This is a genomic window from Ralstonia soli (assembly GCF_023955655.1).
Classification (GTDB): domain Bacteria; phylum Pseudomonadota; class Gammaproteobacteria; order Burkholderiales; family Burkholderiaceae; genus Ralstonia; species Ralstonia soli.
This window is the reverse complement of record NZ_JAMXHT010000007.1, coordinates 1-26,055: the sequence shown is the minus strand read 5'-3', so window position 1 is coordinate 26,055 and position 26,055 is coordinate 1. Positions and strand designations below refer to the sequence as shown.

Annotated in this window: 18 protein-coding genes and 1 pseudogene; 15 read left to right on the top strand and 4 right to left on the bottom strand. The window is 60.6% G+C overall.

Translation table 11 applies throughout. From position 1 onward, the window contains the following. Nucleotides 1-30 precede the first annotated feature (30 nt). The 6 genes from NG900_RS18655 to NG900_RS18630 all read left to right on the top strand — a co-directional run bounded on the left by NG900_RS18655 (nucleotide 31) and on the right by NG900_RS18630 (nucleotide 7,289). Entirely contained in the window at nucleotides 31-987 is a 957-nt protein-coding gene (locus tag NG900_RS18655) for an ABC transporter permease (protein ID WP_252682862.1), read from the top strand. Nucleotides 988-1,023: 36 nt separating this feature from the next. Continuing rightward, complete coding sequence (locus tag NG900_RS18650; protein ID WP_252682861.1) at nucleotides 1,024-1,917, top strand: ABC transporter permease; 894 nt, start codon at nucleotides 1,024-1,026, stop codon at nucleotides 1,915-1,917. 2 nt (nucleotides 1,918-1,919) lie between these two features. Further along, the gene (locus NG900_RS18645) at nucleotides 1,920-3,545 is read left to right on the top strand and encodes an ABC transporter ATP-binding protein (RefSeq protein ID WP_252682860.1); all 1,626 of its coding nucleotides are present in this window, start codon (nucleotides 1,920-1,922) and stop codon (nucleotides 3,543-3,545) included. A 16-nt stretch (nucleotides 3,546-3,561) separates the two neighbouring features. Next, on the top strand, nucleotides 3,562-4,650 hold the full coding sequence (locus tag NG900_RS18640) for a tartrate dehydrogenase (protein ID WP_252682859.1): 1,089 nt from the start codon (nucleotides 3,562-3,564) through the stop codon (nucleotides 4,648-4,650). 27 nt (nucleotides 4,651-4,677) lie between these two features. Continuing rightward, the gene (locus NG900_RS18635) at nucleotides 4,678-6,147 is read left to right on the top strand and encodes an NAD-dependent succinate-semialdehyde dehydrogenase (RefSeq protein ID WP_252682858.1); all 1,470 of its coding nucleotides are present in this window, start codon (nucleotides 4,678-4,680) and stop codon (nucleotides 6,145-6,147) included. Nucleotides 6,148-6,500: 353 nt separating this feature from the next. Beyond that, entirely contained in the window at nucleotides 6,501-7,289 is a 789-nt protein-coding gene (locus tag NG900_RS18630; protein ID WP_252682857.1) for a hypothetical protein, read from the top strand. A gap of 302 nt (nucleotides 7,290-7,591) precedes the next feature. Here the strand turns inward: NG900_RS18630 and NG900_RS18625 are convergent, their stop codons facing one another. Together NG900_RS18625 and NG900_RS18620 are read right to left on the bottom strand one after the other, a co-directional pair. Next, entirely contained in the window at nucleotides 7,592-8,671 is a 1,080-nt protein-coding gene (locus NG900_RS18625; protein WP_252682856.1) for a PDR/VanB family oxidoreductase, read from the bottom strand. A 61-nt stretch (nucleotides 8,672-8,732) separates the two neighbouring features. Further along, nucleotides 8,733-9,473 (bottom strand): DUF4198 domain-containing protein, encoded by a 741-nt coding sequence (locus tag NG900_RS18620; RefSeq protein WP_252682855.1) that lies wholly within the window; start codon nucleotides 9,471-9,473, stop codon nucleotides 8,733-8,735. 484 nt (nucleotides 9,474-9,957) lie between these two features. On the opposite strand from NG900_RS18620, the gene NG900_RS18615 reads away from it, so the two are divergent. The 4 genes and pseudogenes from NG900_RS18615 to NG900_RS18600 form a co-directional block, all read left to right on the top strand. After that, nucleotides 9,958-10,326 (top strand): helix-turn-helix transcriptional regulator, encoded by a 369-nt coding sequence (locus NG900_RS18615; protein ID WP_252682854.1) that lies wholly within the window; start codon nucleotides 9,958-9,960, stop codon nucleotides 10,324-10,326. Next, complete coding sequence (locus NG900_RS18610; RefSeq protein WP_252682853.1) at nucleotides 10,323-11,369, top strand: PepSY-associated TM helix domain-containing protein; 1,047 nt, start codon at nucleotides 10,323-10,325, stop codon at nucleotides 11,367-11,369. Before NG900_RS18615 ends, NG900_RS18610 begins: the two co-directional genes overlap by 4 nt. A 22-nt stretch (nucleotides 11,370-11,391) precedes the next feature. Next, on the top strand, nucleotides 11,392-12,501 hold the full coding sequence (locus tag NG900_RS18605) for a porin (protein WP_252682852.1): 1,110 nt from the start codon (nucleotides 11,392-11,394) through the stop codon (nucleotides 12,499-12,501). 92 nt (nucleotides 12,502-12,593) lie between these two features. Continuing rightward, nucleotides 12,594-13,067: pseudogene (locus NG900_RS18600) on the top strand (M20/M25/M40 family metallo-hydrolase); the annotation flags it as partial. Nucleotides 13,068-13,257: 190 nt separating this feature from the next. Here the strand turns inward: NG900_RS18600 and NG900_RS18595 are convergent. Further along, on the bottom strand, nucleotides 13,258-14,181 hold the full coding sequence (locus NG900_RS18595) for a LysR family transcriptional regulator (RefSeq protein ID WP_252682851.1): 924 nt from the start codon (nucleotides 14,179-14,181) through the stop codon (nucleotides 13,258-13,260). Nucleotides 14,182-14,343: 162 nt separating this feature from the next. On the opposite strand from NG900_RS18595, the gene NG900_RS18590 reads away from it, so the two are divergent. The 4 genes from NG900_RS18590 (at nucleotide 14,344) to NG900_RS18575 (ending at nucleotide 24,338) form a co-directional block, all read left to right on the top strand. Further along, a complete protein-coding gene (locus tag NG900_RS18590; protein ID WP_252682850.1) occupies nucleotides 14,344-15,015 on the top strand; it encodes a haloacid dehalogenase type II in 672 nt (223 codons plus the stop codon). A 193-nt stretch (nucleotides 15,016-15,208) separates the two neighbouring features. Further along, nucleotides 15,209-16,276, top strand: coding sequence for a tartrate dehydrogenase (locus NG900_RS18585; RefSeq protein WP_252682849.1), 1,068 nt, complete (start codon nucleotides 15,209-15,211; stop codon nucleotides 16,274-16,276). Between the two features lie 289 nt (nucleotides 16,277-16,565). Then, nucleotides 16,566-18,269 (top strand): phage integrase family protein, encoded by a 1,704-nt coding sequence (locus NG900_RS18580; RefSeq protein ID WP_252682848.1) that lies wholly within the window; start codon nucleotides 16,566-16,568, stop codon nucleotides 18,267-18,269. A gap of 309 nt (nucleotides 18,270-18,578) precedes the next feature. Next, complete coding sequence (locus tag NG900_RS18575) at nucleotides 18,579-24,338, top strand: DUF3320 domain-containing protein (RefSeq protein ID WP_252682847.1); 5,760 nt, start codon at nucleotides 18,579-18,581, stop codon at nucleotides 24,336-24,338. A 282-nt stretch (nucleotides 24,339-24,620) separates the two neighbouring features. Here the strand turns inward: NG900_RS18575 and NG900_RS18570 are convergent, their stop codons facing one another. Continuing rightward, nucleotides 24,621-25,163 (bottom strand): 3'-5' exonuclease, encoded by a 543-nt coding sequence (locus NG900_RS18570; protein WP_252682846.1) that lies wholly within the window; start codon nucleotides 25,161-25,163, stop codon nucleotides 24,621-24,623. Nucleotides 25,164-25,651: 488 nt separating this feature from the next. Here NG900_RS18570 and NG900_RS18565 point away from each other — a divergent pair, with 488 nt between their 5' ends. Next, on the top strand, nucleotides 25,652-25,951 hold the full coding sequence (locus tag NG900_RS18565; protein WP_252682845.1) for a Tn7 transposase TnsA N-terminal domain-containing protein: 300 nt from the start codon (nucleotides 25,652-25,654) through the stop codon (nucleotides 25,949-25,951). The last annotated feature ends 104 nt before the right edge of the window (nucleotides 25,952-26,055 follow it).

Genomic DNA, 26,055 nt, shown 5'->3' with positions numbered 1-26,055 from the left:
TGGCGACGGAATCGAGTCGAGGCGAGTGTTATGAATCAAATCATCTTTAGGCTGTTGGTGCGGCGCGTGCTGCTCGCAACGTTGTCACTGGTGGCGGTATCAGTGATTGTGTTTTCGATCACCGCTGTGCTGCCCGGCGACGCGGCGCAAGAGCAACTGGGTCAGGACGCAACGCCCGAGGCGCTAGCCGCGCTTCGCGCGCAGATGGGGCTGAACGTACCGGCGCCTCAACGCTACGTACATTGGCTCGGAGGCATCGCGCGCGGCGAGATGGGGCAATCGGCCACAACCCAGCTTCCCGTGGCCGAATTGGTAGCGAGCCGTTTGCCAAATTCGCTGCTGTTGGCGGCCGTGACCGCCTTCTTTTCGGTACCGATAGCGCTTGGTTTAGGCATCGCTTCGGCTGTTTGGCGGGGCTCGAGATTCGACCGTATTGCCTCAAGTGCAGCGGTCGCGGTGGTCTCTGTACCCGAATTCCTGGTAGCGACGCTGGCCGTGCTGGTGTTTGCCGTGAAGTTGCACTGGCTACCGGCGCTTTCCTATGTCAATGCCATTGAATCGCTCGGGCAGATGCTGCAAGCCTTTGCTATGCCGGTGCTGACGCTTTGCTGCGTCATCGTCGCGCAGATGATGCGAATGAGCCGTGCCGCGGTTATCGACCAGCTCGAAGCGCCGTACATCGAAATGGTGCGTCTGAAGGGCGCTTCGCCAATGCGCGTTGTGCTCGCCCATGCGTTGCCCAACGCGGTGGGGCCGATTGCCAATGCCGTGGCGCTGTCATTGTCCTACCTGCTGGGGGGCGTGATCATCATCGAAACCATCTTTAACTATCCCGGCATTGCAAAGCTGATGGTCGACGGCGTGTCCCAGCGCGACATGCCGTTGGTGCAAGGCTGCGCCATGATTTTTTGCACTGGTTATCTGCTCCTAGTAACCACTGCCGATGTGCTGGGCATTGTTGCCAATCCGCGCCTGCGGCACGGGTGAAGGGAGCAAGCCCACACCACGAATATGAGTATGACTATGGAATCCACCCCTTCTTCCCCTGCGCTCCAGGCTCCGTTGCCAGCACAGCGCAATCGCGTCCAGCGTCTGCTGAGCAGTTTTGGCGTCACGGGCCTCATTGGCCTGACCGTGCTGGTGTTCTGGCTGCTGGCGGCCGTGGTCGGGCCCGCGTTGCTGCCCGCGCATCTGATCACGAGCGGCGACGGCAATGGCGACGTGTTCGGGCCCATGAGCGCGGCCCACTGGTTCGGCACCGACTACCTCGGGCGCGACATGTTCGTCCGCGTGGTGGAGGGCGCTCGCTATACGGTTGGAGTGGCGCTCGTGGCCACGCTGCTGGCGAGCGGTACGGGCACGGTGCTGGCGCTGTTTGCCGCCGCCATGGGCGGGCTGGTTGATGCCACGCTGAGCCGTGTGCTCGATACGCTGACCGCCATCCCGAGCAAGATGTTCGCCCTGCTGATGGTGGCGGGCTTCGGTTCTTCGGTGACGATGCTGGTGGCGACCGCCGCGATTATCTACGTACCGGGTGCGTATCGCATCGCACGTTCGCTGGCAGTCAACATCAACGCGTTGGATTACGTGGTTGTGGCACGTACACGCGGTGAGGGCACGCTGTACATCATGCTGCGTGAGATTCTGCCGAACATCCTCGGGCCCATGCTGGCCGACCTGGGCCTGCGCTTTGTGTACGTGGTACTGCTGCTGGCGAGCCTGAGCTTTCTGGGGTTGGGCATTCAGCCGCCCGATGCGGACTGGGGCTCGCTGGTGCGCGAGAACATCGGTGCGCTGCCTGACGCAGGCGCCTCGGTGATCGTACCGGCGTTGGCCATCGCGAGTCTGACCATCGCCGTCAACATCGTCATCGACAACCTGCCGGGCCGCGCGGCCCGCGAACGCGGAGGGCGTTGAACATGGGTGCGTCCGTCGTCGTAGAAGGCCTGCGCATTACCGCAGGCGAACAGACCCTCGTAGACAACCTCAGCTTTGCCATCCAGCCGGGCGAGGTGCTGGCGCTGATTGGCGAGTCCGGTTCCGGCAAGACCACCACTGCGCTGGCGCTGATGGGCTATGCCCGCCGTGGATGCGAGATCGCATCGGGCAGCGTGCGCATTGGCGACATCGATGTCCTGCACCTGCCGCCTGCCGAGCAGCGCGCGTTGCGCGGGCGCACCGTCGCCTACATCGCGCAGAGTGCAGCGGCGTCGTTCAACCCCTCGCGCACGATCCTGGATCAGGTGGTGGAGCCGGCGCGCATTCACGGCACGATGTCGCGCGCGCAAGCCGAGGCCAAGGCCGTGGAGTTGTTCCGCGAACTTGCACTGCCCAATCCCGAAACCATTGGCGAGCGGTATCCGCATCAGGTGTCGGGTGGGCAGTTGCAGCGGCTCATGGCGGCGATGGCGCTCATCATCGATCCGGATCTGGTGATCCTGGATGAGCCGACCACCGCACTGGACGTGACCACGCAGATCGAGGTGCTGCGTGCGTTCCGCCGCGTGGTGCGCGAGCGCCGCGCCACGGCGGTCTACGTGAGCCACGACCTGGCCGTGGTGGCGCAGATGGCCGACCACATCCTGGTGCTGCGCGGCGGCCAGATGCAGGAGATCAACCCGACCGCGCACATCCTCGCCACGCCTGATCATGACTACACCAAGAGCCTGCTGGCGGCGGCGCGGCCAACCGCGCGCCCAGCGGAGCACTGCCTGGGCGAAGGTGAGTTGCTGCTCGATGTACGGTCATTGGCTGCCAGCTACGGACCTGTCGGCACAAAGGGCAAGCCCATCACCTGTGTCATCGAAGGGATCGACCTCAAGCTTTACCGCGGGCAGGCCATCGGCGTGATCGGCGAATCGGGGTCAGGCAAGACCACGCTGGCGCGGGCCATTGCAGGCCTGATTGCGCCGTGCCAGGGCAACATGACGTTCGCCGGCCGTGAACTCAAGCCGCTGCTTGCCAACCGGAGCCACGAGGAGCTGCGCCGCATCCAGATTGTCTTCCAGATGGCGGATACGGCGCTCAACCCGTCACACACCATCGAGCGCATCCTGGCGCGGCCGCTGCAGTTCTACAAAGGCTTGAAGGGCGAGGCGTTGCAGCGGCGCATTCGCGAGCTGCTCGATCTGGTGCGCTTGCCGCACAGCGTGGCGCAACGCTTGCCGGGTGGGTTGTCGGGTGGGCAGAAGCAGCGCGTGAACCTGGCGCGCGCCCTCGCTGCAGAGCCGGATCTGATCCTGTGCGACGAGGTGACTTCCGCGCTCGACACCGTGGTGGGTGCGGCCGTGCTCAACCTCATGGCCGACCTGCGGCGCGATCTGGGCGTGTCTTACCTCTTCATCAGCCATGATCTGCACACCGTGCGCGCCGTGTGCGACGAGATCGTCGTCATGCAGCACGGTCGTAAGCTCACGCAGGTGGCGCGCGCTGATTTTGATCGCGGCCCACATCATCCGTACTACGAGCAACTCGCCAACTCGGTGCCTGAACTGCGTCAGGGCTGGCTTGATGAGCGGGACCGCGCTGCCGCAGTCTCCGTTTAATAGAACAAGGAACGACATGATTCCCGCATTTCGCATCGCGATCATCCCGGGAGACGGCATCGGCAAGGAGGTGATGCCAGAAGGCCTGCGCGTCATCCAGGCGGCGGCCGAGCGCTTTGGCTTCGAGCTGGAGTGTCACAACATCGACTGGGCCGGCTGCGACTACTACCAGCAGCACGGCCAGATGATGCCCGACGACTGGAAGGCGCAGCTCAAGGGCATGGACGCGATTTTCTTTGGCGCGGTCGGCTGGCCGGCCACGGTGCCTGATCACGTTTCGCTGTGGGGTTCGCTGCTCAAGTTCCGCCGCGAATTCGACCAATACATCAACCTGCGCCCCGTGCGTTTGTTTGAGGGCGTGCCGTGCCCGCTCGCCAATCGCAAGCCCGGCGACATCGACTACTACGTCGTGCGCGAGAACACCGAGGGCGAATACACATCGCTCGGCGGCATCATGTACGAAGGCACCGACCGCGAGATCGTGATCCAGGAATCGGTCTACTCGCGACGTGGTGCGGAACGGCTGCTGAAGTTCGCGTTCGACCTTGCACAAAGCCGCCCGCGCAAACACGTGACGCTCGCCACCAAGAGCAACGGCATCGCCATCAGCATGCCGTGGTGGGACAAGCGCGCGGATGAAGTCGCGCAAAGCTATCCCGACGTCACGCTCGACAAGCAGCACATCGACATCCTGACCGCACGCTTCGTGCTGCAGCCGGGCCGCTTCGATGTGGTGGCCGCGACCAACCTGTTCGGCGACATCCTGTCCGATCTCGGACCCGCGACGACCGGCACGATCGGCCTGGCGCCTTCGGCCAATCTGAACCCCGATCGCACGTTCCCGTCGCTGTTCGAGCCGGTGCACGGCTCGGCGCCGGACATCTACGGCAAGAACATCGCCAACCCGATTGCGATGATCTGGTCGGGGGCCTTGATGCTGGATTTCCTGACGCAAGGACAAGGGGCGGGGCGGGCAGCGCACGACGCCATCGTCGCGGCCATCGAAGCCGTGTTGAAGGACGGCCCGCGCACGCCGGACCTGGGCGGCACCGCCAACACCACGCAGGTGGGCGAGGCGATTGCCGCGCACGTTGCGGGTGCCTGATTTTCATTTGCTGTGGACCAAAAGACGATGTCTCTCTCACTCGATCGCGCGGACCTGATCCGCAGCGCCAACTACATCGCCGGCGAATGGCTGAGCGCAACCGGCCCGCTGTTGGACGTGACAAATCCTGCCACCGGCGACCTCATCACACGCGTGCCCGACTCCGGCGCGGATGAGGCACGGGCTGCCCTGGACGCCGCGCATGCCGCCTTCCCGGCGTGGCGCAAGGTGCCGGCCAAGCAGCGCGCGCAGATCATCAAACGCTGGAACGATCTCGTGCTGGCGCATCAGGACGATCTTGGCAAGCTGATCTCGCTGGAGCAGGGCAAGCCGCTTGCTGAAGGCAAGGGCGAGGTGGCCTACGCCGCGAGCTACATCGAATGGTTTGGCGAAGAAGCCACGCGCATGAACGGCGAGGTGATTCCTGCGCCGGTGCCGGGCCGGCGCATGTTTGCGCTCAAGGAGCCGGTGGGCGTGGTGGCGGCCATCACGCCGTGGAACTTCCCGGCGGCGATGATCGCGCGCAAGATCGCCCCGGCGCTCGCGGTGGGCTGCACCGTCGTCTGCAAGCCCGCGGAAGACACGCCGCTGACATCGCTCGCGCTCGTGCGTCTGGCACAGGAAGCCGGCGTGCCGCCGGGCGTGCTGAATATCGTGACCGCCTCGCGCGAGCGGACGCCTGAAGTGGTGGACGTTTGGCTGGACGATGGCCGCGTGCGCAAGATCACGTTCACCGGCTCCACGCCCGTCGGCAAGCATCTGGCGCGCCGCAGCGCCGACACGCTGAAGAAGCTGTCGCTCGAACTTGGCGGCAACGCGCCCTTCATCGTGTTTGAAGACGCCGACGTCGATGCCGCCGTGGATGGTTTCATGGCGGCCAAGTTCCGCAACGGCGGGCAGACCTGCGTGTGCCCGAACCGCGTGTTCGTGCACGACGCGGTGCACGATGCGTTTGCCGCCAAGTTGGCCGCACGCGTGGCCGCGCTCAAGGTCGGGCCGGCCGCCGACCCCGCTTCGCAGATCGGCCCGATGATCAACGCGCGTGCGGTCGAGAAGATCGACCGGCACGTGCAGGACGCCATCGCAAAGGGCGCCAAGGTGTTGACCGGTGGTGCGCGCCTGACACAGCTTGGGCCCAACTACTACGCACCCACGGTGCTGATCGACGCCGATGCCACCATGGCCTGCGCCTGCGAAGAAACCTTCGGCCCCGTCGCACCGCTGACGCGCTTCACGACCGAAGACGAGGTGATTGCCGCTGCCAACGACACGCCGTTTGGCCTAGCCGCCTACTTCTACAGCCAGAACGTCCGCCGTATCTGGCGCGTGGCCGAAGCGCTGGAGACGGGCATCGTCGGCATCAATGAAGGGGCGCTGGCCGCCGAGGCCGCGCCGTTTGGCGGTGTGAAGGAATCCGGCTACGGCCGTGAAGGCTCCGTCCACGGGCTGGACGACTACCTTCACACCAAGTACGTCTGCCAGGGCCAGCTTAGCTAGCCTCGATGGGGGAAAGCTCAGGAGCTATCAAACTTTCCGCCGTACTGAAAGGTAGGCAGGAAACACGCTAGCTTTGCTGGGGCGGGCGTTTTTGCGCGGCCCCATAAAGTTATCGATGAGTTTTCCCCTTGGGGGGCTGCTCTGCATACCGTCGCCTACCTGCCTTCCAACTTGGGCCATTGGCTTACGTCGCGCCAGAGGCGCTCGGACTCAAGGCTCGCCCGTCGCAAAAGCCTTGACGTGCGCGCCGTACAGATTCATTTCATCCCCCCACCCGTTGTAACGCACTGGGACATAAGCAAGAGCGCTCATCCTACCTTTGTGCTTCGGCGGGTAGAAAACGGAGTACCCCCATGCTGAATTCGCGCATTGCCCACATTGCCGGGCTCACCGCAAGTTTGTTGTACGTGTCGGGACCGCCGGTGCACGCAGCGCTGCCCGACGAAATCCAGGTCTATACGGGCGACATCAACGCACCGGGCGAGTTTGGTTTGGAGCTGCATCTGAACACGACGCCGAGCGGCATCGCAGAGCCCTCGTACCCCAAAGAAGTCACAACCCCCCACGGTTGGCGCGCAACCGCTGAGTTCTCTTACGGATTGACGCCGTCGGTAGAGCTTGGTCTGTACGTTCCGACTTCGCTCACGCGCGATAACACGTACTACGTCACCGGTCCGAAGCTCCGCGTGAAGTGGATGCCTGTTCGACCGGAAGATGGGGTTGGCCACTTCGCTGGTCTCAACGTCGAGCTGGCTCACGTTGCGACACGATTTGAGCAATCGCAACAAGCGGCGGAGTTGCGGCCGATTTATGGCTTTCAGAATGAGCGGTGGCTATGGGCGATCAACCCAGTGCTTGACTGGAACCTCTCTGGCCCCGAGCGCAGCGGTGTGCCAGAGGTTGCGCCCGCATTCAAGGTGGCTCGCACTGTCGCAACCGGAGTTCGCACCGGGGTGGAGTACTACGCAGGACTGGGGCGTGTTGATCATCTCCTGCCATTGCATGAGCAGCAGCACACGCTATTTCTCGCGTTTGATGTGGACCGTAAGCCGTTCGTTTTCAATTTCGGTATTGGACGCGGTTTGACGCGTAGCACCGACCGGTGGACGTTCAAGTGGATCTTGGAGATTCCATTGAGTTGATCGCCGATGTGAGCGGCTCTCCAATTCTTGACTGAATGCTTAGCGGCACACCAATTTTCATGTCGCACAACGGATCGGCATTCGGCGATCTGCTTGCGGCGGGATTGGAATCCTTGTTGGAATCGGGGCGAGCAGATAGGACAACACTTCGCCGCCGATCAAATTCTCAGTGACCGATGGGCAAGGGTGTGCACGCCGAGCGCTTCGAGCAAGACATGACGGCGCTTACTCAATCGGCCCTACGTACACACGTACTCCTTCTCGACGCTCTGAGTAGGGGAGGCTTTCGACCGCTGTCGCGGTCAGATGTCGAGCACGAGCTGCTTAGACTTCGCGCGCGAGACGCAGATCATGATCCTGTCGCCAGCCTTACGCTCCTTGTCACTGAGGAACGCGTCCCGGTGGTCTGGCGTGCCGGCCAAGAGGCCAGTCAAACAGGTGCCGCAGACACCCTCGCGGCACGAGGTGGCAACAGAGATGCCGTGCGCGCATAGCGCATCGGCGATGCTGCATTCGGCGGAAACCGGAATCGTGCGCTTCGAGCGCTCCAGCTTAACCTCGAACGCGTGGCCCGGTGCGGACGTCGCAGCAACGTCCGCACCGAAGTATTCGACGTGGATAGCTTCGGGCGGCCAGATGCCGGCTGTGACATCGTTGATGACGTCCGTAAACCGGCGCGGGCCACACATATAGATGTGGTGGCCAGGTGAATAGTGGCGAAGGCTCACCTGCAGCAGGTCACGCAGTCGCGCGCCAACGGCGTAATGGAAGCTCACGCGATCAGCATACGGCTGCGCCGAAAGCATTTGTTGGAACGCGGTCTCGGCGATCGAACGCGTGAAGTAATGCAGTTCGTACGAGGCACCGCGAGCCTGCAACTCCTGCGCCATCGCGAGCAGCGGCGTGATCCCGATGCCGGCGGCAATCAGTACGTAGTGGCAAGCATCGTCGATCATTTCGAAGTGATTGCGCGGATGACTGATGACAAGCGTATCTCCGACGCCCACGCGCTGGTGCATCGCGCGTGAACCCCCGCGTGAGTCAGGCGCATTCTTTATCGCGATGCGATACATGTCCTGTGTGCCAGGTGCTCCACACAGCGAGTACTGCCGAACAGTATCTTGGTCGAGTCGCACGTCGATGTGCGCGCCGGCGCTCCAGCCGGGCAGCTTAGAGCCGTCGGCGCTCACGAGTTCGAACGACTTGATGTCAGCTGTCTCATCAACGATTCGGCGCACCCGTGTCGTCAGCATCGAGGGGACAGCCTGTGCCGGGGGGCGGCCACGCAGCCAGTTGCGCAGCCGGGGCCAGGCGAGGCCGGTTGGCACTGCAAGCGTGAGCGCAGTGATGAACTGCGGAAAGGACGGGAATGGGCTGTTCATATGCAAACTCGATGCGTCTTCACGTGCGTACAGGGCCCGCAATGCTTGGCCTCGGTCGGCCTTACTCGGGCTGGTGCGGTAGCACGAATGACAACGTCGCTAGATACTCGTCGCGGTTCGTCTGCACGGGGTTCGCAGGTGGCGTCGTGAGCGTTGCAACGACGACATTGAGACCCTGGTTTCGCACTTTGATGGTCGCGATGCCGTCGGCACCAGTCTTCAGTGGTTTGGAGTCGGGGTCAGTCACGTAATCGGGCTGCACGAGGGCTCCCTGAACAGGCTTGCCCTCATACAACACCCGGACCACAAGCTTTTCGCCCATTTTCTCCGGCAGAGGCTTCACCATTGGCACGATCTGCAACTTCTGGGCTGGCAGGATGGGGGGCACCAGATTCAGCCGGCGCAGATGTACAGCGTACTTGAAGGTGTGTTCGCTGATCGAGGCATCACGCACCTCGTCTTTGCCCTTGTTGTACCACTCGCCGTCGGCTGCCTTGCTCCACGGACCGTGGTCGAGCACAGCGGTCACGATCGCCGGCTCCTTTTCAGCCTTCACTACGAGCAGGGATGCATGGGGCGTGAGCTGCATCGCCACCTCTTTGCCGTTCTCATCATAGGCCGCGGCAGCCTTGATCTTGGGCAGGCGCTTCACTGCGTCTAGATCATCGGCACCTACACCGTAGATCAATGCGAGCTCATTCGAGCGCTGCGCGAACCAGATGCCATGTGCGTCCGCAACGGTCGCTGCGCCAAAGCTCGTCATCACACATGCGGCGAGGGCAAGCTTGTTGATGGTTTTCATTGTCTTCTCCAATCGGTTTTTTTTGGGGCGGGAAATTGAAAAAGCGACGGTTCCAGCGTGATCGAACAGACAGCTGGTGCTGCATTGTTCTACCGCCACTGACTCGTCGGATGCCGGGTCAAATTTGGGCTCAGCAGCGTCGCGACGGACCACGAGGCAAGTGAGAACCGAAGTCCCTTGTGCGGCGTGGTCGGCGAATTCTAGGTGTCATGGTACCGAGCGTCTTGGACGGATTTGCTGTGCGTGGCGTGTCCGCCCCTCATGAGTGCGCGCTGGTGCTTACGTTAAAACGAATGGCACGTCTTGGACGAATTTGCTGCGCGTGGCATGCGTCTGGTCATAAAAACTTCATGCTGTTGCACACCATTACAACGCCACGACGTTCGTTTGCGGGCAAGGTGCTTCAGCGGAACCTGCCGTGGACAGTTCCTACACTTGACGGCAATAGAGCTAGAACTAAAAGCCGTTGCTGGAGGAGCCAAAGATGACCATGCACCCACGCATCGCCTGGGCGATCACGTACATAGGCGAGCATCTCGACGAACGCCTTTCTCTCAATGAATTAGCCGCCAAGGCCGGACTGAGCGTATGGCGCTTCTCCGCGGTATTCCGCAGACATGCAGGCGTCTCGCCACACCGCTTCATCTGCCTGCAGCGTCTCCAGTTGGTGCAAACACTGTTAGCCGACGGCGAGTCGCTGGCATCTGCAGCACAAGTGGCAGGCTTCTACGACCAAAGCCATCTCTGCAGACACTTCAAGAACGCCTGGGGCATGACGCCGAGCCAGTACGTTGGCCGTCAGCGCGGCGTAGCTGCCATGACGGATGGCAGCCGTGAACGGGAGGCCGCATGAAATTCTCTTACCAATGGCACCGTTACTTAGGCTGGGTGCTCGCACCGTTGCTCTCGGTGTCGGCGCTAACTGGCGTCACCCTGCTGTGGCTGCAGCCGCTGCCCTCGCCGCAGGCGAGTCCTCCTACGGTACACGAATGGGGAAAAGCGCTGGATCGGGGCATGGTCGAACTGGCGAGCCGGTACCACACGGCAAAAGCTGATCTCGTCGACCTGCCACGTGGCCCCAACGCACCGATCCGTGTCCATCTACGCATGGCGCAGCCCGGCGAGAGTGGCTGGGCCGAGATCGATGCGACGCGCGGCACGGCAGGCGAGCTGCAGCCGGACAGCCGTGATTTGAAAACCCAGCTGTTCGAATTACACGAGCATCTGATGCTCGGTGAGGCCGGGCCCTGGGTACTTCGAGCATCGGCGTTGCTCGCCCTGGTATCGATCACGATGGGTCTGCGCGTCTGGTTGCGCGTGAGGCGGATGCCTGCGCGCTCGTCCTGGCAGCAATGGCATCGATTGATCGGTCCGGTCGCCATCCTTCCACTCGCCATGATGTTGTCTACCGGCTTCGTACTGCGCTCGCCGGAACTGGCGAGCGGCGCGCTGTCTGCGTTTGCAGGCGGAGGTTCAGTTGTGCCTCCACCCGCCGGGCAGGCCGCAAGCGCGGGGCAACGGTCTACGCTGGGCCAAGCACTCGTTGCCGCATCCGTCGCATTGCCGCAAGCTCGACCGATACGAATCTACGCGGCGCGCGGTGGCGTACTCCGCGTGCGATTGCGTGTGGATGAGTGGAATCCCTTTGGCTTCCACTCGGTGTACCTGCGTGAGGCTGACGCCTCGGTTCTGCGCATCGTGCGAGCCAGCGAGCAACCGCTGACAGTGCGCTATCTGAACGTGGTGTACCCGCTGCACACCGGATGGCTGCCCGGCAATCAGGGGATCGCGGCTGCGTTGGTAGCCCGGGGTCTGTGGACGCTATTCGCGCTCTCGCTCGCAGCGCTGTCCTTGTCGGGGGCAGTGCAGTGCTTCCGGAAAAAATCAAAACGCTAACAAGATTTAGGAGACACATCCCATGCGATCGAATTCGATCACACTGCAAGCCATCACCGTGGCCGTTGTACTCGCGACTTCGCTGACTGGAACCGCTTACGCACAATCCGGCGTGACCCTGTTCGGCACTGTGGACATGGCTTTGGCGCACGGTTCCGGGAGCATTTCGAACCTGAACCAGATGGCGAGCGGCTACCTTGCCGCCTCCCGGATCGGCTTCAGAGGTCAGGAGGACCTTGGCGGCAGCCTCAAGGCCGGATTCTGGCTGGAGAGCGGTGTGAACGCGGACACCGGCACTGGCCAAACCACCAACACCAACAACCAGTCCACCGGTATTACAGGCAATGGCGGGCTCACGTTCAACCGTCGTTCGACAATCAGCGTCGGAAACAATTGGGGTGAAATTCGCCTCGGCCGAGAGTATGTGCCGCAGTACATGAATCTTGCCGTCTTTGATCCATTTGACCTCGGTGGCAGCGGCGGCAGCCAAGTGCTGAACTCGGCGATCACCGGCCCGACCACGGTCCGCGCCTCCAACAGCATCTCGTACCTCTACGGGCATAGCTTCAACGCCTCCTCGATTGGATACGGGCCTCAGGGATTCAGCGGCTCCGGCTTCCAGTTCAACGCCATGTATTACATGGGTGAAAATCCCAGTGGTACCCCTACCTCCAAAGACGGGAACGGCTTTGGGGTTCGCGCCGGCTACTCCACTGGGACCTTTACCGTCGCTGGCGCAGTCAGCCGGGCTCGCTACGCAGCAGGCGATGTTCGGCAGAACAACGCCGGTGCGAGCTATGATTTTGGCGTGGTCTGCGCCATGGGCATGTACGAGTGGGACAAGAACGGACCGGTCAGCGCCAGGGGTTGGCTGGTTGGTGCGAAGATTCCCGCCGGCGCTGGCGCCATCCGGATCGCATACTCGCGTTACAGCACTGATGCGGCAAGCAGCCCGACGGCCAAGAAGTGGGCGCTTGGGTATGTCTATACGATGTCGAAGCGAACTGCCTTGTATACGGCCATTGCTCACGTGAGCAACGGGGGTACGTCAGCTTCAGCGCTTGATGGCGCCGTGACCGCGCCGGGTAAATCCTCCAACGGATTCGACATCGGGATCCGGCACAATTTTTAAGTCCCTCTTTGGGTAACCCGCGACGCTTGCCGCGTTGATGGCACAGACGTAAAGCAACTTGCATTCAAAAGGTATTGGAATTGAAAGTTCCCATAACCCTTGCGCCGCCATGGCGGCAGCATCATCCGCACTCGGCGAAACAGCGACGCGACCTGCATAGCTACCTGGAGTCGCGGTTTGAAGAACACCGAACGGAGGACATCGTCGCGCTTGATCTCGAAGACGTTGGCTATTCGGTCGTGCGAGGCCTGGCGGCACCCGCGTGGTAGCGAGCCTGCCGGGCGTCACCTTGGAGCGGGGAATCGTCCTACGCACAGAGTTGGATGTATCGCCGATTCGTGAGGCCAGTAAGTTTGCTCGTACGTCGGTCTAGGAAGGTGTCATGCATGCGGGCATGACGTGCATATCGTGATGTTGGCGCGCGCGGTCCGCATTCCGAAAGAAGTGCTGCAGTTGCCCGGGCCAGTTCATTTTGTGCCTCTGCCCGGCGAGGAGGCGGGGGGGGGGCGCGCAAGACAATCGACGACGGGCTGTTCGAGCGCTGCCCAACGGAAGTGGTCTTTGGTCGATGGCGCTCAAGCTAGCGTCACGTTCGTCTGGTACTGCCCCACACAATCAACACGAAGAAGGAACAGCCTAGCGCATACGCTGACCGGCAATGCACCGATGGGGAGCGTCGCCCCGGGGCCCGCATCATCCGCAAAGCGACCTCAATGACGACATCATTTCTGTCGGCGTTCGGTACCGGATGGCTCTTTACCACTTCAACTCAGGCGCCTGCGATTTTCCCGCGCTTTGCGCGAAACTATTCACGAGAAAATCAGTAAAAGCCCGCACCCGTGGAGATCGCCCCTGCCGCTCGGCATAGACGGCGAAAATGTCCGCAGGCTCCGTCACATAGTCCTCCAGCAGAATCACCAGTCGACCGGTCCGGACATACTTTGCGATGTCCCACTCGGCCCTGAGCATCAAGCCATGTCCGGCCAGCACCCAGCTGAGAGCCACCTCGCCGTCATTGCTGGAGAGGGTTCCGCGTACCTTGACGGTCTCGGTCTTTTTTCCCTTTGAGAAGCGCCACAAGCCGTAGGCCGACTCGTTCTGTCGCAACACGATGCAGTTGTGGTGGACAAGGTCGTGCGGGACCTTGGGCATGCCATGCGTCTTGAGGTAGGACGGCGCCGCGCAGACGAGACGGCGATTGGGCGCGATGCGCCGTGCAATGAGGCGTGCATCCGGAATCTCGCCGAAGCGGATGCCGATTTCGAAGGTGTCGTCGACGAGACTGAGTGGATGGTCTGTCAGTTGCAACTGGACCTCCACTTCGGGATAGCGTTTGACGAACCGAGAGACGATCGGGGTGATGTAGGTTCGCCCGAAACCCAGCGGTGCATTCACCCTTAGCAGGCCTTTGGGGGCCAGGCGGTTCTGGGCCACCTGCTGCTCCATTTCCTCGAGTTCCGTCAGTATCCGGCGGGCATGGGTGAGGAACAGTTCTCCTTCATCGGTCAGGCTGAGCCGGCGCGTCGTGCGCCGCACTAGCGGCACGCCCAGGCTTTCCTCGATCTTTGCCAGCCGCTTGCTGACCGCTGCCGGCGTGACGCCGAGTTCGCGCGCCGCTGCCGACAAGCTTCCTTGCTTGACGATCTCCCAGAAAAAGCTGAGCTCATGCGAGTGAATCATTTTTTACTCCAAGGAAAAAGTAGTGTGAATTCGCATCCATTCTATCGGATGGGCCGCTGCATAGAGTGGCGCCGTACTGATCAAGCAAGCTCTCGAATGCCGGTGTACGAGCACGGCTCTGGTCGGACATCTGACCCTCTGTCAAACAAAGGAACCTGAATCATGACTACCAGCTTGAGGCCCAAATACATTTCCTTCGATTGTTACGGGACGCTGATCAACTTCCAGATGAAGGAGAAGATGGAGGAGCTTTTCGCTGACCGTGTTGCTCCTGAAGAGATGAAGCAGTTCACTACGGACTTCGCGCGCTATCGCCTGGATGAGGTGATGGGCGACTTCAGGCCGTACGACGAGATCCTGTGCAACTCCGTGGAACGTACCTGTCGCCGCTGGGGTGTCGAATGTCGCGATAACGAAGGCCTGAAGTTCTACGAAGCCGTGAAGACCTGGCAGCCGCACCCGGACGTACCGGACGCACTGGCCACGTTGGCGAAGGAATACAAACTTGTCATCCTCTCCAACTCCATGAACGATCTGATTCCGCACAGCGTCGAGAAGCTGGGGGCGCCGTTCTACCGCGTCTACACGGCAGAGCAGGCGCAAGCCTACAAGCCACGCCTGCAAGCCTTCGAATACATGATCGAGCAACTCGGTTGCCGCCCCGAAGACATCCTGCACGTGTCGTCGAGCTATCGCTACGACCACCTCTCGGCGGATGACATCGGCATCAAGAACAGGGTGTTCGTCGCGCGCGGTCACGAGCCGAGCTGGCCGGTGTGGGGCAGCCACGAGATCAAGAACCTGGGCGGCCTGCCGGCCCTCGTTGGTCTGTAATTCGATGCGGATGCACCTGGCAAGCTATCTAGGTAGGACGCCGGGATGAAAGTGTGTTTACCGGGCTGTCGGCGACGACGGTGGGCGCGACCGGCCCCATAAGTTCCTTTTTACTTGATGGCAACACAGTGTCCATTGCCGCACATTTGCGTGTTTCCCGTGGATGCTTGACCAAGACACACCAGGAGAATTCATGCGCGTACACAAGATCGCCGCGATCCCCGCAGATGGCATCGGCACCGAAGTCATTGCCGCCGGACTTGAAGTTCTGGAGGTGCTGTCAAAGCGCGACGGCGGCTTCAAGCTCGATGTGGAGCTCCTTCCATGGAGCTCCGAGTATTACCTGAAGCACGGCCACTACATACCTGAAGGCGGGCTCGAGAAGCTCAAGACCTTCGACGCAATCTTCTTCGGCGCCGTCGGCAGCCAGGATGTGCCGGACCACGTTTCGCTCTGGGGATTGCGTCTTCCGATCGCACAAGGCTTCGACCAGTACGCGAATGTGCGGCCGGCACGTGTTCTTCCAGGCGTCAAAAGTCCGCTCAAGAACGGCGAGGACATCGATTGGGTGATCGTGCGCGAGAATTCCGAAGGCGAATATGCAGGCCACGGCGGCCGCGCGCACCGCGGCCTGCCGATTGAAACTGCGACGGAGACGGCCATCTTCACGCGAGCAGGCGTCGAACGCATCCATCGCTTCGCTTTCGAGCTCGCGCGTAGCCGTCCCGCCAAACATCTCACTCTTGTGACCAAGTCGAACGCGCAGCGCTTCGGCATGGTCATGTGGGACGAAATGTTCTACGAAGTCGCGGCCGAGTATCCGGATGTGAAGACAGACCGCGAACTGGTCGATGCGGTCACGACCCGCATGGTCCTGAAGCCGAAGACGCTGGACGTGGTTGTCGCAACCAACCTGCACGCGGATATTCTGTCTGACCTCGCCGCGGCCCTTTCCGGCAGCTTGGGTATCGCCCCGACGGCCAACCTGAACCCGGAACGTATCTTCCCTTCGATGTTCGAGCCGATCCATGGCTCCGCATTCGACATCACGGGCAAAGGCATTGCCAACCCGATCGCCACCTTCTGGACTGCAGCGATGATGCTGGAACATCTGGGCGAGACCAGCGCGGCCAGGGTGCTGATGCAAGCCGTCGAGCATGCCACTGCGAGCGGCGTCCACACACCGGATCTGGGCGGCGAGGCCACGACCGCGCAGGTCACAAAGGCCGTGAGCGACTACATCAAGGCATCGCAAGCGTAAGCGAAGCTTTTAGCAATCGCACCTGCTACTCTGTACTCGAAGAGTTCAGAGTTGAGTAAACAAAGTTCAGAGTTGCGAGAATCTCGACAATAAGATTGGCCCAGTAGGCGAAGTAGTGTTGGGAAATGGGCATCTTCGGCCTGCTACCAAGGGACATCCTCTGGAATACCGCCGATCTCGCCGGCCAAGTTGATAAGCCGAGAAATCATCATCGCGCTTCGATCATATGGAGCTATTACGATAAGTCTTCTTATCGTAATAGCCGTATGGAAGCACTAAACTGCCTTCCATGAAAACGCGTCTGCTCCCAATCGATTCCTCCATCGGCACCCCAGCTGGCTTCCCTGATGCCACCGAACTGGCGGCGCTGCGGGGCTGGCATGCCGGCCTGTCCACCCGCGAGGCGGTTGAGCGCTACCTGGGCGACCGCTTGACGCCGAGGCAGTCCTCGCGCGGCGTGCTTGGCCGTATTCGGCGCCAGCTTGCTGCGTTTGCGCGTCGGCGTCAGCGTGAAGACTTGGCGGTGCTGTTTGAGATTCCGGCGGCCGAACGTGCCAAGCAAGGTAGGGCAGCCGACCAGGCGATCGAGCTACTGCGGATGTTGCGATTGCCGGAGCCGGTCATCAGCGATGACGTGGCGCTGTGGCTGGATGCGCGTGCCGTCGCTGCGTTGCGTGCAGCCGGCATTAGTACTCTCGCCGACCTGACCGTTCGCGTGCCGCGTCGGCGCCGTTGGTGGGCCATCATTCCCGGGTTGGGGCAGGCCAGCGCGCGACGTATCGAGATCTTCTTTGCCGAGCATCCGCAACTGACCGAGCGTGCCCGGGCATTGGTCGCGGAACAGGTCCTCGGTGTGGTGGTGCCCTGGGAGCAGTTGCGCCTGCCACACGAGGTCGACGGCTCGGAAGGGCAGTTCCGTGCGCCGCGCGAGACCTGCACCCTCGCTGCTGACAACGACTACGAAGCGGTCCAGGCCTGGCTGTCCCTGCATGAATCGCCCGCCACCCAGCGCGCTTATCGCAAGGAGGCGGAACGCCTGATCCTGTGGGCGATCGTCGAACGCAGTCGGCCGCTCTCCTCACTCACCACCGAGGACGCGATCGCCTACCGGAGCTTCTTGCGACGGCCGACACCACGGGAGCGCTGGGTCGGTCCGGCGCGGCCGCGCACCTCGGTCGAATGGCGGCCGTTCACGGACGGGCTCTCGGCACGTTCGACTGCGTATGCGCTGTCGGTATTGGGCGCCATGTTCCGCTGGCTGATCCAGCAACGCTACGTACTGGCCAACCCATTCGCGGGCATCAAGGTGCGGGGTGGCGGGCGGACTGCCGCACTGGACGCCTCGCACGCCTTCACCGAGGGCGAGTGGGCGCTGGTCCGCACCATCGCGGACGGTTTGGAATGGTCGTATGGGTGGGAAGCGCCGGCCGCGCAGCGGCTGCGTTTCGTGTTGGATTTCGGCTATGCGACCGGCCTGCGGGCGAGCGAACTTGTTTCTTCCAAGCTTGGCGACGTCGAAACTGACCGACAAGGCGATCACTGGCTCAATTTGATAGGGAAGGGCAGCCGTGCCGGGAAGGTTGCATTGCCGCCGCTGGCGCGCACGGCGCTCGACCGCTACCTTGTCGAGCGCGGGCTACCAGTCACGTGGGCACGTTGGAACCCGAAGACGCCGCTGATTGGTGGGTTAGGGTTGGATGCCGACGGTGGCATTTCGGCGGCGCGGTTGTGGAGTGTGGTCAGGAGGTTTTTTGAGACGGCAGCCAACGTCATCGAGAAAGATTACGCAGTGCTGGCAGAGAAGCTGCGCAAGGCCAGTCCACACTGGATGCGGCATACGCATGCTACCCACGCCCTGGCGCACGGCGCCGAACTGACCACCGTGCGCGACAATCTGCGCCACGCCTCGGTCTCGACCACTTCGATCTACCTGCACAGCGACGAGATCAAGCGTGCACGGCAGATTGGAGAAGCTTTTGCTGCGCGAAAATGAGCGTCTGCATCGCGGATACGAAACTGCATCAGCTATTTTCAAGAACATCGCACCCCGGCCTCGCTTGTGGCAGCACGGAAAGCCAAGGCGTTTGGAGGCGCCGGTGGTTGAATCGAAGGGTTCTCGTGAACACCATGACCCTCGGGGGCGTGTTTGTGTGTTGTGGAAGTAAAAATTCCGAACAACTGATATAAAAATCCTACATTTGGCGGTGCCAATTGGTACCTACTCCGTCGGTACTATGGCACTTCGCTCGCGTAACGCGATAATCGGCGCAACAGCGCAAGACACGAGATTCATGATGTGCTCATGTCACGCTCGTTAGACCGCGAGAGTGATTTGCAGGCAGCTATCAGGACTGAGTCTTCTGAGCTGCCTGATTTTGATCGAATAACAAGCCTTCGAACGACGCAGGCAGAAAGAACGTGTGGGGAGCTCATGGAGCCAGTACAAGGGCAAAGCGCGCCGGCTGCCGGTGAAAATCAAACCATTTTTCAAAGTAATTTACCGCTCGCCGAGAAGCTAGAACGAGTCCGAGTCGAACTGCTCGATCTATCAGCTCGTAACCGGTTGCTCAATATGCCCCGTGGGGCTCGGAGTGGTCGGTCCATCGAAATTATCGATGAGAAAATCGGTGAAATCTTTCGACTGTTGGTTCGAGAGGGGAAGACTTTCACTTTCGTAGCGGGGCGCGCTGCAGAGACCAATGATCCAGCATCTGAAGGTACTGATGGAGTCCCCGCCGATGCGTCTACGGATAAGAGGCAGGCCGAACCCGATGAGATCGAGGAATTGGCCCAACCCGACGATGAAAGCAGGGACGAGCGAGGTGTTTTGCGTCGGCATGCCGACACTCGTCTGCAAACTCGTCTAACTAGTAAGGGTCTCCAGAGCCGCCTGCTGGAACTCTATCTGGATGCACGCACGTTGGAGGAAGAGCAGGGCGTCAACGTGCTCTACCTAGCGATGGGCGCCCTCAAGTGGATCGATCCGAACAACGCAGAGAACATTCGTTACGCGCCGCTTTTATTAATCCCCGTCCAGCTCGATCGTGGCAATGCCGGCGAGCGTTTCAACTTGAAGGTTAGGCAGGAGGACTTTGCGTCCAACCTGTCGCTTGAGGCTTATCTCGATCGGGTCCATGCGCTCCGTATGCCGGCTTTTGAGGCGAGCGACACATTCGAGCCACTCAGTTACATGGAGTTGGTTCGGAAGAGCATCGAAACCAAGGACACGTGGGAGGTATTCCCCGACCACATGTCGGTGGGGTTCTTCTCTTTCGCGAAGTTTCTGATGTACCGGGACCTAGATCAAGCGGTCTGGCCTGAGGGCGCCACGATAGGTGACCATCCTTTGATTCGTTCGCTGCTGGCGGACGGCTTTGCAGGCGGCGAGGAGCTCGCGCATGAGGACGCTAACATCGATGCGCTGATCCCACCGTCCGAAATGCTACATATCTTGGATTGCGACAGTTCGCAAGCGCTGGCGATCCACGAAGTGCGGCGGGGCAGGAATCTAGTCATTCAGGGACCACCGGGGACAGGCAAAAGCCAGACTATCGCCAATATCATTGCCGCTGCCGTCAAAGACGGGAAAAGCGTGCTCTTTGTGGCTGAAAAAATGGCCGCATTGGACGTTGTAAAGCGCCGTCTCGATGATAAAGGCGTCGGCGATGCCTGCCTGGAGCTGCACAGCAACAAAGCCAACAAGCGCGCTGTGTTGGACGAGCTTCGGCGCACGTGGGAACTGGGCGCTCCCAAGGTCACGGATCCAGGAAGCCTTTTCGCGCGGCTGACTGAGGCGCGCGACAGCCTCAACGCGCATGCTCGGAATCTGCACGCCATCGATCCGAAATCAGGGTTGTCTCCATTTCAGGTGATTGGGCATTTGGTGCGCCTACGCGAACAGGGGGAGCGCCCGAACGACATTCACCTCGAGAGCCCGGAGCAATGGGGCAAGGATGGCTTCGCTGCGCGCCAGGATTTGTTGGCCGATTTGGCGAGCCGCGTGATTGAAATCGGTCGGCCAGCTGATCATGCTTGGGTGGGTGTGGGACTGCCGGCGATCTCACCGATGGATGCCGAGCGTTTGGTTGCGCGTGTCCAGCAGCTACTAGAGCGGGTCTTGGCGGCACAGCAGCAGTTCGCCATTGCAGCTGAGCTCTTGGAACTTGAGCCACCGCTTCGTTTGTCTGACATTCCACCGATGGTGGAGTTGCTTCAGCGTATTGCGGCAGCCCCCAGGTTATCCGCGTCGGCCATGGGGCACGACGTTTGGCAAAATTCTGACGTCATCCTGCATTTGCTCGAACTTGGGCAACAGTGTGCAGCACGACGAGAAGCCTTGACCGGTCGAGTTGCTGAGGATGCCTGGGACGCGGATCTCGGTGAGGTTCTCCCTGCCTTCACGGAGCTTCCCGAGACTTTCAATGCGCAGCAGTTTCAGCGGCTCGCCCTATTATCCGAAGAATTGCCTCGCTTGCTGGCGGAAGCGGCTGCTCTTGCTCGTCAACTTGGTCGAGATCCCGGATCGACATTTGGAGATTTCCAGACACTGACCCGTATCGGTGAGCGTGTCGCGTCTGCTCCGCCCGCCAGCCCGGAAACATTCGCGTCTGATCTTTGGAATGATGGGGTCGAGCGTGCCGGAGAAGTTGCTCAAGCAGTGGCCGACTTTGAAGCCGCCAAGACCGCCATTGGAGCTCAACTGACCGAAATGGCGTGGTCCCTTAGCTTGGCCTCTGCGCGTGCAACCTTGGCATCGCGTGGCACGAGCGTTTTTCGCTTTCTGAGCGGTGAATGGCGTGCGGCCAATCGATTGGTAAGGTCCGTTCTAGCGACACCCAATCAGCCGCTGCCCGTCGTGTTGGGGTTGCTGGATACCCTGGCTAAGGGGCAGGACGCGAAGAGGACTGTTGAAGCAGAAGATGCTTTTGGGCGCAGCGCGTTTGGCGATGACTGGCGTGGTGCGAGGTCACAATCGGCGCCACTCTTGGCATTGGTCGAGTGGATGCGATCCCTGAAAGGCCTCGGGGCTGAACCACGACTGATCGCCGCGCGCGGCCCGGAAAAGACGGAGGTCGCCGCGCGCGCCAAACAACTATCGGCCGTCTGCCTGCAGATCGAGCGTGGGTTAAAAGAAGTCTGGGACGATTTGGGGGTGGCCCGAGGCCCCGTATTCGGTGAAGTGGCCGCGGTGGAGCGTGCCGATTTGCGCTCGTTGCTTCAACTGGCTGTGCGATATACACGTGCGTATTCGGCTGCAGGCGTGCTGATTCCCGCTGGAGTCTCAAGCGCGGGTGAGGCTCGTGTTGTCTTGGCAGCGCTGGCCGCCGGTCAACGCGATCGGCAGGCTGTCCGCGAAGGTTTGACGCTGGGGCGTGCAGCGTTTGATGGCGCATGGCAAGCAGAGCAGTCGAACTGGGCGGCACTCAAATCTGCCGCGGACTGGATTAGGCAGAATCCTGACATTCGAGCTTTAGCTGGCCGAGTTGATGAGCGAGAGCATTTAGTGTCTCGCGCCAAGGTGTTGGCTGCATTGCAGGCACTCATCCAGACGAGCCTTACCGCTTTGGGTAACGAACTCGAATTGGATCTGGAGGCTTCCATTGGCGGCACGATCCTGGATGCGCGGCTTGAAGTGCTCGTTTGGCGCCTGCGACGCTGGAGCGAGGAGCACGAACAGCTCTTCCGCTGGGTGAACTACCGAGATCGCTCGGCCCGCGCGCGTGCACAAGGCTGCAGTGATCTGGTGGATCGCCTAGATGCCGGTCGAATTGCGCCGGACGCTTTGGCCTCTGCGTTCGAGATGGCCTATTTCGAGGCGACCTATGCGCGGATGGTACGACTCGAACCTGATCTCGCCAGATTTGATGGGACCACCCATGGGCGCCTCGTGCAGGAGTTCGCCGCGCTGGATCGACAGCGGATCCTTGCTGCGAGCGCGGAAGTTGTACACGCGCATTACCAAAACGTTCCGCCTCGCGATGGTGGTGCGCTGGGGCCGCTCGGCGTATTGCGAGGCGAGATTCAGAAAAAGAAGGGTCACATATCTCTGCGTAAGCTCGTCGAAAAGGCCGGACCAGCGCTACGAGCGCTCAAACCGGTGTTTATGATGAGTCCGCTGTCCGTTGCACAGTTTCTCGTGCCGGGCGCCATGGAGTTCGATCTGCTGGTAATGGACGAAGCCAGTCAGATTCAACCCGTTGATGCCTTGGGGGCGATTGCTCGCGCTAGACAAGTGGTTGTGGTTGGTGACCCAAAGCAGCTACCACCCACTGCTTTCTTTGCCAAGATGACCTCAAGCAACGAGGACGAGGATGATGAAGGGGCGACAGCAGTTGCGGATATCGAGAGCATTCTTGGTCTGTTCACGGCTCGTGGCCTGCCTACCCGGATGCTGCGCTGGCATTACCGGAGCCGTCATCAGTCATTGATTGCAGTTAGTAACCGGCAGTTCTATGAGAACAAGCTCTATATCGTGCCGAGTCCCTACACGGCGCAGGGTGGCCGGGGCCTACGGTTTCATCATGTCCACGAAGGTTTGTTCGACGCTGGCAATAAGCGCAATAACCTGATCGAAGCAAAAGCGGTGGCCCAAGCGATCATCGTCCACGCACGCACCTACCCGAAGTTGTCCCTAGGAGTAGCAGCCTTTTCCGCTGCTCAGCGTCGCGCCATCATTGATGAACTCGAACTTCTGCGCCGCGGATTGTCACCTGAGGTTGAGGAGTTCTTCAAGGCACATCGTTCAGAACCGTTCTTCGTCAAAAACCTGGAAAACGTCCAGGGTGACGAGCGTGACGTGATCTTTATCTCTGTGGGCTATGGCCGGTCGGTGCCAAATGGGCGAGTACCAATGCGTTTTGGCCCCTTAGGTACGGCTGGCGGTGAACGGCGCCTGAATGTTTTGATTAGCCGCGCTAAGCAGCGATGCGACGTGTTTGCGTCCATGACGGATGAGGATATTGACCCGGCCTATGCGGCGGAGCGAGCCGGGGTCAACGCATTCCGGATATTCCTCCAATATGCCCGCACGGGGCGCTTGTCGATGGCCGAGGTCACGGGGCGCGACCATGACAGCATATTCGAGGTGCAGGTGGCCAACGCACTGCGAGCGAGGGGCTACGAGGTCCAAGCACAAGTGGGCTTGGCCGGTTTCTTCATTGATTTGGCGGTCCTCGATGCCGAGCGACCAGGACGATTCCTGCTGGGTATCGAATGCGATGGTGCGGCTTACCACAGTGCTCGTTCGGCCCGAGATCGCGATCGGCTGCGACAGGCGATCTTGGAGGAACACGGTTGGACTATCCATCGGATTTGGAGTGCCGATTGGTTCCAGCGCCCGACCGAACAGCTGGACGCGCTGATTCGTCGCATTGAAGCCGCTAAGGCCGAATTCGATGAGTTACGAGAGGATGTTGCGCTTACTGAGCAATTGGATGCCGAGGCACCCTATGTGGAGCGTGAAACGGTAACCGATGAAGAGGATGCCGCCGGTTTTGCTCCCTATGAAGAGGTGACGTTAGTGCGACCGCGCCATCTCGTCGGGGAGCTGTATGAAGCGCCGCAAGGAGCGTTGACAGAGTTGGTGGTTCAAGCGGTCGACGTGGAAGGGCCGGTGCATCGCGACCATGTCATTACCCGGATGCGAGAAGCCTGGGGGCTGAAGCGGGCAGGCGCTCGTATTGAAGATGTGGTGGGAAGGTCCATTGATATTGCGATAGCGACGGGCCGAATCACGCGCTCGGGGGAGTTCCTGGCTACTCCAAACCGTGTGCCAGTACCTCGTGATCGCTCAGGGGTCAACACCATCGCCCTTCGTCGTGCCGACATGCTGCCGCCTGAGGAGATCGAAGTCGCGGCTCTCCAACTGATCGAAAGGAGCTTTGGTGCCACGCGGGACCAAGTCATCCAGGCTGTGTCGCGTGGATTCGGAATTCGCAGCACAGGCAGCCAGGTTCGCAGCGTTCTTGAACAGGCTGTCGATACTATGATTGCTCGACGGCAACTGAAGGAGGTCGCAGGGGTGTTGACTGCCACGGACGAACCGATGCGCTCTGCGGAATAGCGGAAGAGAAGACGCGTCAGCGTAAGCACCTTGCTAATGAAGCATCGTCCCAGACAAAGAGTCGCGAACAAAGTTCTCGAACAGGCCGATCAACGTTGCCACTCAGGCAGTTCGGGAAAACGAGTGCGCGTAGACGTCTGGGCCTCCTTGCGCAAACGCTCTTTCATCGCCGGTGTAACTATCACTCGCCTTGACTTGCGGCGAACAATGACCTTTGGAGCAGCAAGCGTCCCTTGTTTCTGATCGTCCATTGAATTCACCCTCATGCGACCAAGCTGCGGGTTACGTCTCAACACCATACACCCAAGGAACAAGGCGCGCGATATTGCGAGCATCGTCCAGCGCCCGGTGATGGTTTCCTTCTGCTTTGCATCCGACAAGGTTCAAAGCCATTGCCATGCCTACCTCTTTGCCCGTCCGTCGGCGCTTCGCGAATAGCCGCTTGAGGTTTTGGTGCGGCAGTGTGATCGGCATGCGCAAACCATGCTGAGCACTTTCCCGTTCGATCTGCTTTCGATCGTACGCGCCCCAGCTTCCCCATACAGCATCGGGCTGGGAAAACCGACATGAAAACGACTGTAGGCGAGCTGCTGCACGAGGGAAGTCTTCAGCACCGTCGATGTCACTTTGATTGATGCCGGTCAGGGCTGCACAGAACGGTGTTAGGTGAGGGTGCCGATTCGGGCGCACGAAGCTCTGGAATTCGTCAAAGATGTGTCCTCGCCGATCAACCCAGCACGCACCGATCTCGACGATCTCCATCTCTTCCTCGGGGATTGAACCATCGTCCGAGCAGGTCGCCTCAAGGTCAACAATGAGAATCATGCCGCACTCATCAGCGGTAATCTTTCCGCCGCCCCGTCAAGCCCATCTCCCAAAAGAGCGGGACGCGCAAACGCAGTACGCGTATGCAGAGGTGGGTACGTAGCCGGGGCGAACAATCTACTAATGCTACTTTGGCGAGTGAAAAAGCGCTGCAGACAATTGTCGGAATATTCAAAGACGACAACTTTTTTCTTAAAGATCATCAGCGTAGTCCAATTTGCACTTGATCAATCTTGTCTGTTGTTTAATCTTGGCATCAATGATCTAGCGACCCAATGAAGTTTCACGGAACACCGTGCTTTGCGCCGGCACCCGCATGATGCTTCGGAGCGCTCGTCTGACCGTCGACGTTTGTCGACTGAGTGAGGTTCTATATGCACCTTCTTCGGCGCGAGGGTGCGAATGGTGCATACGCCCCTGCGCGCAACATACTCTCTCGATCAGGAAGTATTTTGCGCGGCAAATTTCCGAGTAGGAAGAACGGGCGGATGATCGCCTATGAGGAGTTGCTCGAGGCAGACGCACTCGTTCTCTTCGAAATGCACCCGTCCATAGTTGCCTATCGTGAGCAGCCGTGCACGATTCGCTCCGAGGCACCAGTGTGGCGCTATACGCCGGACTTTGAACTGCTTTTGCGCGATGGGCGATCTGTACTGGTAGAGGTCAAACCACACGCAAAACTGGGCCGTCCCGAGGTAGCAGACCAAATCGCCAACGCTCGGCGGTTGCTTGACCAGGAAGGCAGGGAGCTCTGTGTGTTGACTGTGTTGATTTGCACCGAATCCTGACCCATCCGAGGTAGGTTTTTGCATCGAATGTTGACCCACGTATAGAACACTGTCCCGCTCGGCAAGGAGCGGGAGTTCGGAGTGATCGACGTGGCCATACTGAG

Excerpts from the sequence above, each read along its gene's own strand:
- NG900_RS18655 (WP_252682862.1), top strand. The coding sequence starts at position 31 with ATGAATCAAATCATCTTTAGGCTGTTGGTGCGGCGCGTGCTGCTCGCA.
- NG900_RS18650 (WP_252682861.1), top strand. The coding sequence starts at position 1,024 with ATGGAATCCACCCCTTCTTCCCCTGCGCTCCAGGCTCCGTTGCCAGCA.
- NG900_RS18645 (WP_252682860.1), top strand. The coding sequence starts at position 1,920 with ATGGGTGCGTCCGTCGTCGTAGAAGGCCTGCGCATTACCGCAGGCGAA.
- NG900_RS18640 (WP_252682859.1), top strand. The coding sequence starts at position 3,562 with ATGATTCCCGCATTTCGCATCGCGATCATCCCGGGAGACGGCATCGGC.
- NG900_RS18635 (WP_252682858.1), top strand. The coding sequence starts at position 4,678 with ATGTCTCTCTCACTCGATCGCGCGGACCTGATCCGCAGCGCCAACTAC.
- NG900_RS18630 (WP_252682857.1), top strand. The coding sequence starts at position 6,501 with ATGCTGAATTCGCGCATTGCCCACATTGCCGGGCTCACCGCAAGTTTG.
- NG900_RS18625 (WP_252682856.1), bottom strand. The coding sequence starts at position 8,671 with ATGAACAGCCCATTCCCGTCCTTTCCGCAGTTCATCACTGCGCTCACG.
- NG900_RS18620 (WP_252682855.1), bottom strand. The coding sequence starts at position 9,473 with ATGAAAACCATCAACAAGCTTGCCCTCGCCGCATGTGTGATGACGAGC.
- NG900_RS18615 (WP_252682854.1), top strand. The coding sequence starts at position 9,958 with ATGACCATGCACCCACGCATCGCCTGGGCGATCACGTACATAGGCGAG.
- NG900_RS18610 (WP_252682853.1), top strand. The coding sequence starts at position 10,323 with ATGAAATTCTCTTACCAATGGCACCGTTACTTAGGCTGGGTGCTCGCA.
- NG900_RS18605 (WP_252682852.1), top strand. The coding sequence starts at position 11,392 with ATGCGATCGAATTCGATCACACTGCAAGCCATCACCGTGGCCGTTGTA.
- NG900_RS18595 (WP_252682851.1), bottom strand. The coding sequence starts at position 14,181 with ATGATTCACTCGCATGAGCTCAGCTTTTTCTGGGAGATCGTCAAGCAA.
- NG900_RS18590 (WP_252682850.1), top strand. The coding sequence starts at position 14,344 with ATGACTACCAGCTTGAGGCCCAAATACATTTCCTTCGATTGTTACGGG.
- NG900_RS18585 (WP_252682849.1), top strand. The coding sequence starts at position 15,209 with ATGCGCGTACACAAGATCGCCGCGATCCCCGCAGATGGCATCGGCACC.
- NG900_RS18580 (WP_252682848.1), top strand. The coding sequence starts at position 16,566 with ATGAAAACGCGTCTGCTCCCAATCGATTCCTCCATCGGCACCCCAGCT.
- NG900_RS18575 (WP_252682847.1), top strand. The coding sequence starts at position 18,579 with ATGTCACGCTCGTTAGACCGCGAGAGTGATTTGCAGGCAGCTATCAGG.
- NG900_RS18570 (WP_252682846.1), bottom strand. The coding sequence starts at position 25,163 with ATGATTCTCATTGTTGACCTTGAGGCGACCTGCTCGGACGATGGTTCA.
- NG900_RS18565 (WP_252682845.1), top strand. The coding sequence starts at position 25,652 with ATGATCGCCTATGAGGAGTTGCTCGAGGCAGACGCACTCGTTCTCTTC.